The 12,657-nt window shown below is 59.2% G+C and carries 10 protein-coding genes and 1 pseudogene; 7 read left to right on the top strand and 4 right to left on the bottom strand.

The features are described 5' to 3' along the window. The first annotated feature begins 15 nt into the window (after positions 1-15). The 3 genes from mak to SPL01S_RS05745 all read left to right on the top strand — a co-directional run bounded on the left by mak (position 16) and on the right by SPL01S_RS05745 (position 1,642). Positions 16-924: a fructokinase gene (gene mak, locus SPL01S_RS05755; RefSeq protein WP_063198108.1), complete on the top strand. Its 909-nt coding sequence runs from the start codon at positions 16-18 to the stop codon at positions 922-924. A 101-nt stretch (positions 925-1,025) separates the two neighbouring features. Then, positions 1,026-1,259: a type II toxin-antitoxin system Phd/YefM family antitoxin gene (locus tag SPL01S_RS05750; protein ID WP_063198106.1), complete on the top strand. Its 234-nt coding sequence runs from the start codon at positions 1,026-1,028 to the stop codon at positions 1,257-1,259. Then, the gene (locus SPL01S_RS05745; RefSeq protein ID WP_063198104.1) at positions 1,256-1,642 is read left to right on the top strand and encodes a type II toxin-antitoxin system VapC family toxin; all 387 of its coding nucleotides are present in this window, start codon (positions 1,256-1,258) and stop codon (positions 1,640-1,642) included. The genes SPL01S_RS05750 and SPL01S_RS05745 overlap by 4 nt, the downstream gene beginning before the upstream one ends. A 2-nt stretch (positions 1,643-1,644) precedes the next feature. Here the strand turns inward: SPL01S_RS05745 and licT are convergent, their stop codons facing one another. Both licT and eat read right to left on the bottom strand, forming a co-directional pair. Then, positions 1,645-2,487, bottom strand: a complete 843-nt coding sequence (licT, locus tag SPL01S_RS05740; protein ID WP_063198102.1) for a BglG family transcription antiterminator LicT — start codon at positions 2,485-2,487, stop codon at positions 1,645-1,647. A gap of 274 nt (positions 2,488-2,761) precedes the next feature. Further along, a complete protein-coding gene (eat, locus tag SPL01S_RS05735; RefSeq protein WP_062793276.1) occupies positions 2,762-4,129 on the bottom strand; it encodes an ethanolamine permease in 1,368 nt (455 codons plus the stop codon). 423 nt (positions 4,130-4,552) lie between these two features. Here eat and SPL01S_RS05730 point away from each other — a divergent pair. Beyond that, positions 4,553-4,861 (top strand): annotated as a pseudogene (locus SPL01S_RS05730) (helix-turn-helix transcriptional regulator); the annotation flags it as partial. Here SPL01S_RS05730 and sbcC read toward each other — a convergent pair. After that, positions 4,858-8,112, bottom strand: a complete 3,255-nt coding sequence (gene sbcC, locus SPL01S_RS05725) for an exonuclease subunit SbcC (protein WP_063198099.1) — start codon at positions 8,110-8,112, stop codon at positions 4,858-4,860. The pseudogene SPL01S_RS05730 and the gene sbcC sit on opposite strands and share 4 nt — an antisense overlap. Then, on the bottom strand, positions 8,109-9,341 hold the full coding sequence (gene sbcD / locus SPL01S_RS05720; RefSeq protein WP_063198097.1) for an exonuclease subunit SbcD: 1,233 nt from the start codon (positions 9,339-9,341) through the stop codon (positions 8,109-8,111). The genes sbcC and sbcD overlap by 4 nt, the downstream gene beginning before the upstream one ends. A gap of 224 nt (positions 9,342-9,565) precedes the next feature. Between sbcD and phoB the strand changes: the two genes are divergently transcribed. The 3 genes from phoB to SPL01S_RS05705 are packed head-to-tail and all read left to right on the top strand — an operon-like array spanning position 9,566 to position 12,551. Further along, positions 9,566-10,255 (top strand): phosphate response regulator transcription factor PhoB, encoded by a 690-nt coding sequence (gene phoB, locus SPL01S_RS05715; protein WP_004949222.1) that lies wholly within the window; start codon positions 9,566-9,568, stop codon positions 10,253-10,255. A gap of 24 nt (positions 10,256-10,279) precedes the next feature. Next, entirely contained in the window at positions 10,280-11,596 is a 1,317-nt protein-coding gene (gene phoR, locus SPL01S_RS05710) for a phosphate regulon sensor histidine kinase PhoR (protein ID WP_063198094.1), read from the top strand. A 16-nt stretch (positions 11,597-11,612) separates the two neighbouring features. After that, the gene (locus SPL01S_RS05705; protein ID WP_063198092.1) at positions 11,613-12,551 is read left to right on the top strand and encodes a PstS family phosphate ABC transporter substrate-binding protein; all 939 of its coding nucleotides are present in this window, start codon (positions 11,613-11,615) and stop codon (positions 12,549-12,551) included. Positions 12,552-12,657: the final 106 nt, after the last annotated feature.

The following is a 12,657-nucleotide window of genomic DNA, read 5'->3' as shown; positions in this document are numbered from 1 at the left end:
TGAGGAGAAAAAATCGTGCGCATTGGTATCGATCTGGGTGGCACCAAAATTGAAGTGATCGCGCTGGCCAACGATGGGCATGAGCTGTTCCGCCATCGTATCGCGACGCCGCGTCATGACTATCAGCAAACGCTGGATGCAATCAGCGGCCTGGTGAAGCTGGCGGAAGAAAATACCGGGCAGCAAGGCTCTGTCGGCGTCGGCATTCCCGGCACGCTGTCGCCCTATACCGGGCTGGTGAAAAACGCCAACTCGGTCTGGCTCAACGGCCAGCCCATGGATAAGGACTTGTCGACGATGTTGGCTCGTGAAGTGCGCATCGCCAACGACGCCAACTGCTTGGCGGTCTCGGAAGCCACCGATGGCGCGGCGGCCGGTCAGAAAACCGTGTTTGCGGTGATTATCGGTACCGGCTGCGGCGCGGGCGTGGCGATTAACGGGCAGGCGCATTCCGGCGGCAACGGCATTGCCGGCGAATGGGGGCACAACCCTTTACCCTGGATGGATGACGACGAGCTGCGTTTTCGCACCGAGGTGCCTTGTTACTGCGGCAAGCAAGGCTGCATCGAGACCTTTATCTCCGGTACCGGTTTTGCCACCGACTATGCGCGCCTGAGCGGCAACTCGCTGAAAGGCCATGAGATCATGACGCTGGCGGCGCAAGGTGATGCCCTGGCGGAGCGGGCTATCGGCCGCTATGAACTGCGGCTGGCGAAATCGCTGGCGCATGTGATCAATATATTCGATCCGGACGTGGTGGTGCTGGGCGGCGGTATGAGCAATGTGGACCGCTTGTATCAGCACGTGCCGCAGTTGGTGAAATCCTGGGTATTCGGCGGCGAATGCGAAACGCCAATACGCAAAGCGATCCACGGCGATTCCAGTGGCGTGCGCGGCGCAGCCTGGTTGTGGCCGCAGAGGTAACCCTTGCAAAAAAGCGCGAGCCTGTTCGCGCTTTAATCAATTGCCTGTACAAAAACTGGACGCCCCTCTATGCTTTAGCTAACTTAGCTAAGGAGACGCTCATGCCTATTCAGGCCAATATGCACGAAGCAAAATCGAACCTGAGCCAGTTGGCGGATAAAGCCGCAGAGGGAGAGACAGTGATCATAGCGAAAGCAGGGAAGCCTTACGTTCAGTTGATGGCGATTAAAGGTGAAGTGCGCAAACCCGGCGCGGCCAAAGGTAAATTTACCGTACCGGAGGATATTAATGCCGGCGATGCGGACATCACCGCATTGTTTGAGGGAGAAAAATGAGGCGCTTGCTGCTGGATACCCACGCGCTGCTGTGGTGGCTGGTGGACAATGCCAGCCTGGGGCCGCTGACCCGCAATCTGATCGCCGATCCCAATAATCTGGTTTACGTCAGCGCGGCGAGCGTATGGGAAATCTCGATCAAGCAGGCGTTGGGCAAGCTGCCGGTGCCAGAGGACATTTTTGACATCATTGAGGCTGAGGATTTTCTGTCGTTGCCGATAGCCGCTTTTCATAGCCAGCAGGCGGGGCAGTTACCGCAACACCACGGCGATCCTTTCGATCGCATGCTGATCGCCCAGTCGCAGGCCGAAGGGCTGACGCTGATCACCGCCGACGGCGTTTTCCCGCAGTATGGCATTCGGGTGTTCGACGCCCGGCGCTGATCCTATTTTACCTCGCTTTCACTGCGCACCCGCTCGATATGAATGGTCAAAAACATCATCTCTTCGCTGGTTAGTTGGTGTTGGTAATGTTTTTCGATGTGCTGATTGATCTTGCCGGCGCAGGCGAATGACTCGCGGTATTTCTCTTTCACCACCTGGTAGAGCGAATCATCGTCGCTGTCGACGTAGTTTTTCCCCAGCAGGCGCTGGGCGAAAAATTTCAGGTGAGTGACAAAGCGATGGTAGCTCAGCGCTTCTTCGTTGTAATCAAAGCGGAAGTGGTATTTGACGATGTTAAGGATCTCCTGCATCACGCGGGTGATGTGCAGGGTGTTGTGCATTTCGTCGTTCAACTGGGCGTTGACCAGATGCAGGGCGATAAACCCGGCTTCGTCCTCCGGCAGGGTGGTGCCCAGCCGCTGGGTGATAAGGTCCAGCGCTTCCAGCCCGACGGCAAATTCGGCCGGATAAAGCTTTTTGATTTCCCACAGCAGCACGTTTTTGATGTCCAGCCCCTGATCGTGGCGCTGCAGTGCAAAGTGTATGTGGTCGGTCAGCGTGATATAGACGATGTTGTGCAGCTTGCCTGGCAGGCGCTGGCGGGCAAGGGTGATGATTTTGTCGGCGGTGGTCACGCAGGCCAGCGGGATTTCTGCCAGCAGTTCTTTGTAGCGTTCGCCCATCTCGCCGCCGTTGGGGGTGAAGATCTTCTCGATCAGACTTTCGTCCAGCAGATCGCCGGCTTTCTTTTTAAACCCTACGCCGCGACCCATCACTACCGTTTCTTCCTGACGGTCGTCCAAGGTAATCACCGCGTTATTATTAAGTATTTTTGCGATTTTCATGGTTGTTCCCTGTTGTTTCAGCGCGCTGAAAACGAAAAAACCTGACGCACGGGAGCGATCCCCTGCGTCAGGTTTTGCCTGTATTCGGATATCTCTTCTCCCTGGTATGCCAGGGACGCTGCATATTGCGCCCGCATGAGTTTGATTCATCGGGCAAGGCCGCAGCTTGAAATTCTTAGGTATACAGTAGCAATCCTGTTATCAGCAGCATCATAACCCTTGTCAGCGGCGGCTCAACGCTTTTTGCCAGGGAGTGCCGCTGTGGTCACACTTCTCAGTCGCTGCCGGACAACATCAGGTCCTGCGGCGCATTTCGGCGCTGGGTTTTGGTCAGCAGGAAATAGAGATAACCGCAGGCCATCAGGGCGATAAATACCCCGCCGATCACCGGGTTAAACCACAGCATGGCGATCAGACATACCAGCGCCAGCACCAGCGCGATGGCTGGTACCAGCGGGTACCCCGGCGCGAGGAAGCTGCGCTCCAGCTCCGGCGCAATGCGGCGCAGTTTGAACAGGCTGAGCATGCTCATCAGGTACATCACGATGGCACCGAATACGGCCATGGTGATCATGGCGGCGGTAAGGCTCATGCCCTGAAGGTTGATCCAGCTGTCGCTGAAGATCGCGGCGATGCCGATCACGCCGCCGGCCAGGATCGCCCGGTGCGGCGTCTGGAAGCGCGACAGTTTCGCCAGCGAGGTCGGCAGGTAACCGGCGCGCGCCAGCGCGAAGAACTGGCGCGAATAGCCGAGAATAATGCCGTGGAAGCTGGCCACCAATCCAAACAGGCCAATCCACACCAGCATGTGCATCCAACCGGAGTTTTCGCCTACCACCATTTTCATCGCCTGTGGCAACGGATCGTTGATGTTCGACAGTTTGCTCCAGTCGCCTGCGCCGCCTGCCAGCAGCATCACGCCCAGCGCCAATACCACCAGCGTCAGAATGCCGGAAATGTAGGCACGCGGAATGGTGCGTTTCGGATCCTTGGCCTCTTCAGCCGCCATTGCCGCGCCCTCGATGGCCAGGAAAAACCAGATGGCGAACGGAATGGCGGCGAAGATGCCGGACAGCGCCGCGCTGCCGAAATGATCGCTGCCCGCCCAGCCGTTGAGCACGAAGTTGCTGAAGCTAAAGCCCGGCGCCACTACGCCCATAAACACCAGCAGCTCAAAGACCGCCAGCACGGTGACGCAAAGTTCGAACAGCGCCGCCAGCTTAACGCCGAGGATATTCAGCGTCATAAAAATGGCGTAGGCGCCCACCGCCGCCCACTTGGGGTTAAGCGCCGGGTATTGCACGTTGAGATAAGCCCCGATCGCCATGGCAATCGCCGGCGGTGCGAACACGAATTCCACCAGCGTCGCCAGCCCGGCGATCAGGCCGCCGGTTTCGCCAAAGGCGCGGCGGCTATAGGCGAAAGGCCCGCCTGCGTGAGGGATGGCGGTGGTCAGCTCGGTAAAACTGAAGATAAAACAGCCGTACATGGTCGCCACCATCAGGGTGGTGATCAGGAAACCGAGCGTCCCCGCCACGCCCCAGCCGTAGCTCCAGCCAAAATATTCCCCGGAAATCACCAGCCCGACGGCAATGCCCCAAAGATGCAGGGTGCCCAGGGTAGGTTTAAGTTGCATTGTCATGTTGCTCTCCCGATCGAAAAAACCGCCTGCGCAGATAAAGAAGGTGCCCGCTCACGATGCTGCAGGTTTTATGCCATGACGAAGCCTCTCCGCCAGCACGGGGGCGTGGCTTAAGGGCCACCTGAACGCGCACCAAAAGTGGGCAGCGTGGCGACGAAATTGTGCTTTATTGGTGATTTTTTGACCGATGCGGCGGCGGGAGGCGGACCGGTAAGCTGGTACGGAAGTTGCTTACCTCCCTGCACCGTTACAGCCACAGTGGAATACATCATGCCGACAGCGCTTTCCTGCCAGCCGGAAGCATGCACTCAGTTGGAAGCCGGTCTGACGCGGCGGGAGAACAAGAGGGAAGGCTATCGTTTCGACTATTCGGTGGAGCACGGAGTGATTTTGTGTCAACGGCGCAATGCCGAACTGACGCTGGTGGACCGTACCCGCGCCCAGGTGCGCCAAGCGCTGCTGAGCGGAGAACCGGTGCTGGAAATCATCGCCGAGAAAATGGGCCTGTCCGCCGGTTCGTTGCAGCGCCGCCTGCGTGAACAGGGGGTGACCTTTACCGCGTTGGTGGACAAGGTACGCTGCGACCTGGCGACTCATTATTTGCAGCAGCGCCACCTGCCGATTGCCGAGTTGGCGCTGCTGCTGGGGTATTCCGACGTCAGCGCGTTTTCACGCGCTTTTCGCCGCTGGTTTGGCATCAGTCCACGCCAGTGGCGGCAACTGCCGGCCTAACTTTCCAGCCGAAACTGCGGCTCCAGCCGGCTGATACCCAGCCCGTTGACCTTTTTCACCTTAATCTGCACCGGAATGCGTTCTTTCATCGCTTCGACATGGCTGATCACGCCGATGGTTTTACCGGAGGCATTCAGGCTGTCGAGCGCGTCCAGCGCGGTATCCAGGGTTTCCGCATCCAGCGTGCCGAAGCCTTCGTCGAGAAACAGCGAGTCGATGCTGGTCTTGTGGCTGACCAGGTCAGACAGCGCCAGCGCCAATGCCAGGCTGACCAGGAAACTTTCGCCGCCGGACAGGGTGCGAGTGTCACGCAGCGCGTCCGCCTGCCAGGTATCCACCACCTGCAGTTCCAGCGCGTCGCTGGTTTTGCGTTGCAACAGGTAGCGCCCATGCAGCCGCCCAAGCTGGTTATTGGCCAGGTATACCAGGTGATCCAGCGTCAGCCCCTGGGCAAATTTGCGGAATTTATCGCCTTCTTTGGAGCCGATCAGCTGATTGAGGTAGCTCCAGTCGTCGTACTGCTGCTGGCTCTGGCTGATTTGCTCAAACAGCGATTGCTGATTGAGACGGCGTGCGGCGTCGCTTTCCAATTGGTTACGCACTTCACCCTGACGCAGTTGCAAGGCTTTCAACTGCTGCGCCAACGCCTCCAGGCTCTGGCTCAGGGCTTGCGCGTCGGCCTGGGTTTCATCCAGCCCTTCCGGGCGCTGTTGCCGCTGTTGTTCCAGCGTATGAACCGCCTGTGCCAGCAGGGCGCTGGCCTCCACCTGCCGCTGGTGCAACCGTTCTTTATGCTGCTGCAATTGCCGGCGCTGTGCGTCATCCAACAGCGCGGCGCTGAATGCGGCTTCGTCACTGAATTCGCTGGCGGCCAGGGCTTCCAGCCAGGTTTGTTCCGCCTGTTGCAGCCTCTCGCTTTGCCGTTGCTGCTGTTGTTGCAGGCCGGCAAGCTGGCCGGCCAGGCGATCGCGCTGCTCCTGAGCTTTCTGCCATTGTTCCGCCGCCTGATGGCTGGCCTGCTCGCAGGCGGCCAGTTGGGCACGCAGCTGTTCGCGCACCTGCGGAATCTGTTGTTCGCCAAACAGCGCCAGCCGCTGCGCGCGGTGTTCGCCCAGGGTTTTCTCGCCCTCTTGCCACTGTTGTTGCAAGCGCTGCTGTTGCAACTGCGCATCGGCGTGGTTTTTTTCCAGCAGGGTGAAGCGCTCGTCCAGCAGCGCTTGTTGCTGTTGCGCTTGTTGTTGCTGCGCCTGGAGCTCGGCCAGTGCATCTTTTGCCTGCTGTACCGCCTGTGCTGCCTGTTCGTGCTGCGCCAGCCCTTGCTGGCCCTGGCGCTCTTCGTTGTCGCAGGCGTTCAGCCACTGGCTCAGGCGCTCGGCATCTTGCAGATCGAAATCAAACGCCAGCGGCGCGCTGAGGGTTTGCCACTGTTGGCGCTGGGCGGCGAGTTGCTGCTCGTCCTGCGCTATTTGCTGTTGTTGGCGCTGTTGCTGCTCCTTCAGGCTTTCGCAACGGGTGCGCAGTTCGGTGCCCTGGGTGTACAGCGCCTCGGTTTTGACGCGCATTTCCGCCAGGCGCAATGCCGTCTCGGACGGTTTTACCGCCTGATATTGCTCAATGGCCGGATGGCTGGCGGAACCGCATAACGGGCAGGGCTCGCCGCTTTGCAGCAGTGCGCGCTCGGCTTCCAGACTGACGATGCGCTTTTCCAGCTCAAGGGCTTTTTCCACGTCCAACTGATGCGCTTTTTGCTGCTTGTAGTGCCGCCGCGTTTCTTCCAGCTGTTGCTCATGTTCGCCAAGCTGCGCCTGACGGGCGGAAAACTCTTTGCGCTGTTGTTCAAGCCGCTCGCTGGTCTGGCGGAACAGCGAGGAGAGGGTGAACAGCTGCTGGCGTGCCGGGCGCAGCTCGGCCAACGCGGTCTGACGCTGGCGCAGCGCCGCCAGCGGTGACTGCGTTTCCAGCGCATTTTGCTGTTGTTGCTGCGCCATCAGCGCTGCGGTAAGGCCGTTAAGCTTCTCCTGATGCTGCCCGGTCTGAGCGGTCAATTGGCTGCGTTGAACGTTTAACTGCTCCAGATCCGTTTTCTGCTGATGGCTCTGCCGGGCGGCGTTGTCGCACGCCTGCTGCAATTCCGTCTGCGTTTTTTGCAGCTGAGCAATCTGGTGGTCGAGCGGGACGATCTGCTCGTCGATCAGCCGCTGCTGGATCTGCTGGCGTTCGGCCTGCGCCTGCTGCTCGGCGCGCGCTTTTTCCACTGCCTGCTGCAATGGCGCCATCTGCGCAAGCTGATGCTCCTGCTGCTGCGCCATTTGGGCGATCTGCTGTTGCAGCGCCTGCTGCTCACTGCGGCAGCGGTGACGGTCGTTATGCAGCGGCCGCAGTTTCTCCGCCGGTTCGCTGCGCGCCAACTGTTGCAACTGCGGTTCGGCCGCAGCCTGCTCCTGTTGCACGACGCTCAACTGGCGTTGGTATTCCTGCTGCTGGTGCTGCGTTCGCTGCCACTGTTGCAGCCAGTTCAGCGCCTGTTGCTGTTGCCGGGCCTGCCCGTTGAGGGCGGTTTCCTGCGCGCTCAGCTCAGCTAATTGGCTCTCCAATTGCTGACGCTGTTCGTCATTCAGCAGTTCAATGCCGCTGGCGCGTTGATGCAAGGCGTCCAGATCGGCTTTGGCCTGTTTGTGCTGCTCGAAAACCCGTTCGGAAAGCTGGCCGTAGATCTCGGTGCCGGTCAGTTCTTCCAGCAGTTCGGCCCGGTCATTGGCATCGGCATTGAGGAAGGCGGCGAACTGCCCCTGGGACAGCATCATCGATTTGGTGAAGCGGCCGAAATCCAACCCGGTGATCGCGGCGGTCAGATCCAGCTTGTCGCGGACTTTATCCGCCAGGATTTTGCCGTCTTCACGCAGCGCCAGCTCCACCTTTGGCGCTTGCAGGTTGCCGTCCGGCGCATTTTTGGCGCGGCGTTGGCTCCAGAAGGCGCGGTAGCCGATGCCTTTGACCTCAAATTCGACCTCCGCCAACGACTCGGCGGTGTGGCGCGTCATCAGTTCGTTTTGGCTCGGTGTCACGTTGAGGCGCGGTGTCTGGTGGTACAGCGCCAGGCAGATGGCATCCAGCAGGGTGGTTTTGCCCGCGCCGGTTGGCCCGGTGATGGCGAACAGCCCATTGCTGGCAAAAGGCTCAGCGGTGAAATCGATCTTCCACTCGCCCTGCAATGAATTGAGGTTCTTCAGCCGCAGGCTCAGGATTTTCATTGGGTCGGCTCCTCGTCGTTGTGCCGTACGGCCTCGACCACCTGATGGAACATTTGGCGCATCCGCTGCTGGCGGGGCTCAGTGATTTCCGTCTCCTGCGCCAGCCGCCGCTCGAAGACCTCATTGACGCTCAGTTCGTTGAGCGTTTTCTTGTCCTGCTGTTCAAGGGCCTGGCGGCGCTGCTCTTTACTGCGGCGCAGCAATACCACCTCCACCGGCAGTTGATCCGCCAGCAGTTGAATACGGCGCTGAATGTCGCTGAGGTAATCTTGCGTGGCCACTTCGATATCCAGCCATACCGGCAGTTCCCCTTGATAATCGGCGAACTGCCGCAATTGTTGCTCTATTTGCGCCAAATCACCTTTGATCAGTTGCATCGGCTGGAAGCTGGGGATATCCAGTGCGGTGACCTGTTGCAGGGCGCCATCGGCAAAATCCACCATAAACACGCTTTTGGGTTTGCCCAGCTCATCGAAACTGAGTGGGATAGGCGAACCGCTGTAGCGGATATGCTCGGATTTGGCGACGTTTTGCGCCCGGTGAATATGCCCCAACGCAATGTAGTCGGCAGGCGGAAACGCCTGCGCCGGGAAGGCATCCAGCGTGCCGATGTAAATATCGCGCACCGAATCGGAGGTGGTAACCCCCACGGTGGTCAGGTGGCCGGTGGCGACAATCGGCAAGGTTAGCCCCAGTTCATCGCGGCGTGCGCAGGCCGCCTGGTAGAGCTGTTGATAGTGTTCCGCGATCGCCTCTTGCAACGCCTGCTGCTTTTGCGCACCCGATTCGCCGGCGCGGCTGGTCGTCAGATCGCGCGGGCGCAGGAACGGGATGGCGCACAACACCGCACCCGGTTGGCCGTCGCGCTGGTTAAGCACCAGGATCTGCTGCCCGATGTCGCTTTGGGCGTTGGCGATCACCGTTGTATTCAGGCAAGAAAGCAATTCGCGCGATTCATTCAGGGTTGCCACGGAGTCATGGTTACCGCCCAGCACCACCAGTTGGCAGCCGGTACGCTGCAGCTCCACCACGAAGCGGTTATACAGCTCGCGGGCGTAACTCGGCGGCGACCCGGTGTCGAACAGATCCCCGGCGACGATCAGAGCATCCACCCGTTGCTGTTCAATTTGCTCGATCAGCCAGCGCAAAAAAGCCTGGTGCTCGGCGGCACGGCTTTTGGTGAAAAAGTACTGGCCAAGATGCCAGTCAGAGGTGTGGATCAGGCGCATGACACTCCCGGGGCGATAAGCTAATGGCAGTGATTATAAAGGGGGCAGACTCTCCTGTCGTGACGCAATGATTATGACAACTGAATGATTTTTCTTTGAAGCTGGAAATAATCGCTATGCTTACTGGCTATAACAGGCTGGTTTTTTCATAAAAGTGTCACAAAACTGACGCATAATGGCGCCCGCAATCAACTGTGATCGCTAACACATTGGCAGGATTGACGATGGCAAGACGCATACTGGTGGTGGAAGACGAAGCGCCGATCCGTGAGATGGTGTGCTTTGTGTTGGAACAGAATGGTTACCAACCGTTGGAAGCCGAGGATTATGACAGCGCCGTGACGCGCCTGTCTGAGCCGTTCCCTGATTTGGTGTTGCTCGACTGGATGTTACCCGGTGGTTCCGGTATCCAGTTTATCAAACACATGAAGCGTGAAGCGCTGACCCGCGATATTCCGGTGATGATGCTGACCGCACGCGGTGAAGAAGAAGACCGGGTGCGCGGCCTGGAAGTGGGAGCGGACGATTACATTACCAAGCCGTTCTCGCCGAAGGAGCTGGTGGCGCGCATCAAGGCGGTAATGCGCCGCATTTCGCCGATGGCGGTGGAAGAAGTGATTGAAATGCAGGGGTTGAGCCTGGACCCTTCCTCACATCGCGTAATGGCTAATGAGCAGGCGCTGGATATGGGGCCGACCGAGTTCAAACTGCTGCATTTCTTTATGACCCATCCGGAACGTGTTTATAGCCGCGAACAGTTGCTTAATCACGTCTGGGGCACTAACGTTTATGTGGAAGACCGCACCGTTGATGTGCATATCCGCCGGCTCCGTAAGGCGTTAGAGACCACTGGTCATGACAAAATGGTTCAAACCGTTCGGGGCACCGGCTACCGATTCTCAACGCGTTACTGATCGCGTCGCGCTGGAGAATATGCTGTGCTAGAACGCCTTTCCTGGAAGAGGCTGGCCCTGGAGCTGGCTCTTTTCTGTTTACCTGCCTTGTTGATGGGGCTGATTTTCGGCTATCTGCCCTGGCTGCTGCTGGCCGCCGTGCTGGCGGCGCTGGTCTGGAATTTCTACAACCAACTCAAACTTTCCCACTGGCTGTGGGTCGATCGCAGCATGACACCGCCGCCTGGGCGCTGGAGCTGGGAGCCGCTGTTTTACGGCCTCTACCAGATGCAACAGCGTAACCGTCGTCGTCGTCGTGAACTGGCGTTGTTGATCAAACGTTTTCGCAGCGGCGCGGAATCGCTGCCCGATGCGGTGGTGATGACCACCGTCGAAGGCAATATCTTCTGGTGCAACGGGTTGGCGCAGCATCTGCTGGGATTCCGCTGGCCGGAAGACAACGGGCAGCACATCCTTAACCTGTTGCGTTACCCAGAGTTCAGCCACTATCTGCAACAGCAGGAATTCACGCGGCCACTGACGCTGCAACTCAATAACGAGCACTACGTTGAGTTCCGCGTGATGCCCTATTCGGAAGGGCAACTGTTGATGGTGGCGCGCGACGTCACCCAAATGCGCCAGCTTGAAGGCGCGCGCCGCAACTTCTTCGCCAACGTCAGCCATGAATTGCGTACCCCGCTGACGGTATTGCAGGGCTACCTGGAGATGATGAGCGACGAGGAGCTGGACGGCTCGCTGCGCGGTAAGGCGCTGGGCACCATGCAGGAACAGACCCGGCGCATGGACGGGCTGGTCAAACAGCTGCTGACGCTGTCGCGCATTGAGGCGGCCCCTAACGTCGATATGAACGAGCGGGTCGATATTCCGCTGATGTTGCGGGTGTTGCAGCGTGAGGCGCAGTCGCTGAGCGGCGACAACCATGAGATTACCTTCCGGGTGAACGAGCAGCTCAAGGTGTTCGGCAACGATGACCAACTGCGCAGCGCGGTGTCGAATCTGGTGTATAACGCCGTCAATCACACGCCGAAAGGCACCCATATTGAGGTGAGCTGGCAACAGACGCCAAACGGCGCGCAGTTCCAGGTCAGCGACAACGGGCCGGGTATCGCCGCCGAACATATTCCGCGCCTGACCGAGCGTTTCTACCGCGTCGATAAAGCCCGTTCACGCCAGACCGGCGGCAGCGGGCTGGGGCTGGCGATCGTCAAGCATGCGCTCAGCCACCACGATGCGCGGTTGGAGATCCTCAGCGAGCAGGGGATTGGCACCCGTTTCATCTTTACCTTGCCTAACCGGTTGATTGTTCCTGCAGCTTTATCAGAGAATGCGGTGAAAAATTAACGCGCGAGAGGCTGGCATGATCCGAATTACCCGATGGTTGTTGCTGTGCCTGGCGCTGCTGGCGAGCCGCGGCGCACTGGCGCAGCCGGACGGTATGCTGTCCGGCAACCTGTCGAGCGTCGGCTCCGATACGCTGGCGAATCTGATGGCGCTGTGGGCGCAAGACTTCAGTCAGCACTACCCTAACGTCAATTTGCAGATCCAGGCCGCCGGTTCTTCAACCGCGCCTACCGCACTGGCGGCGGGTGCAGCGCAGCTTGGGCCAATGAGCAGGCCGATGAAGGCGGCGGAAGTGTCGGCGTTCGAACACCGTTATGGTTATGCGCCGCTGGCCGTGCCGGTAGCGGTGGATGCGCTGGTGGTGCTGGTGCATCAGGACAATCCGTTGCGCGGTCTGAACCTGCAGCAGCTCGACCGCATTTTCTCCGCTACCCGGCGCTGCGGCGAAAGCCGGCCGCTGATGCGTTGGGGCGAATTGGGGTTGACCGGCAGTTGGCAACAGCGTGACCTCCAACGTTTCGGGCGTAACTCCGCCTCCGGCACTTACGGCTATTTCAAACTGCGCGCCCTGTGCGGCGGCGATTTTATGCCGCGGGTCAATGAGCTGCCCGGTTCGGCCTCGGTGGTGCAGGCGGTGGCCGGTTCACTGAACAGCATTGGCTATGCCAGCATCGGTTTTCGCGCCAGTGGCGTGCGTCTGTTGCCGCTGGCGGAGTCGGGTGAAAATTATGTTGTCCCCAATGATACCAACGTTAGCAACGGCAGTTACCCGTTGTCGCGCTATCTGTATATTTACATCAACAAGGCCCCCAACCAACCGCTGGAGCCGCTGACCGCCGCTTTTCTCGATCGCGTGCTGTCCGATGCCGGGCAAAAGCTGGTTAATCATGACGGCTACCTGCCGCTGCCACCCGATACGCTGCGTAAAACCCGGCTGGCGCTGGGCCTGAAGTAATCCTCCAACGGGCGCCGAGTGGCGCCCAACATGAATTTCTCTCAACACCAATGAAAATTATTCTATTGCCGCCCGACAAGCGGCGTGACAGGATGCACCCCAATAG

The sequence above is a fragment of the Serratia plymuthica NBRC 102599 genome, assembly GCF_001590925.1.
In the GTDB taxonomy this organism is placed as follows: Bacteria; Pseudomonadota; Gammaproteobacteria; order Enterobacterales; family Enterobacteriaceae; genus Serratia; species Serratia plymuthica.
The sequence above is the reverse complement of the archived record's forward strand: the minus strand, read 5'-3'. Positions and strand labels throughout refer to the sequence as shown.

Coding starts and splice junctions, on each gene's coding strand:
- sbcD (WP_063198097.1), bottom strand. CDS start 9,341: ATGCGCCTGATCCACACCTCTGACTGGCATCTTGGCCAGTACTTTTTC.
- eat (WP_062793276.1), bottom strand. CDS start 4,129: ATGACAATGCAACTTAAACCTACCCTGGGCACCCTGCATCTTTGGGGC.
- phoB (WP_004949222.1), top strand. CDS start 9,566: ATGGCAAGACGCATACTGGTGGTGGAAGACGAAGCGCCGATCCGTGAG.
- sbcC (WP_063198099.1), bottom strand. CDS start 8,112: ATGAAAATCCTGAGCCTGCGGCTGAAGAACCTCAATTCATTGCAGGGC.
- SPL01S_RS05705 (WP_063198092.1), top strand. CDS start 11,613: ATGATCCGAATTACCCGATGGTTGTTGCTGTGCCTGGCGCTGCTGGCG.
- SPL01S_RS05750 (WP_063198106.1), top strand. CDS start 1,026: ATGCCTATTCAGGCCAATATGCACGAAGCAAAATCGAACCTGAGCCAG.
- SPL01S_RS05745 (WP_063198104.1), top strand. CDS start 1,256: ATGAGGCGCTTGCTGCTGGATACCCACGCGCTGCTGTGGTGGCTGGTG.
- licT (WP_063198102.1), bottom strand. CDS start 2,487: ATGAAAATCGCAAAAATACTTAATAATAACGCGGTGATTACCTTGGAC.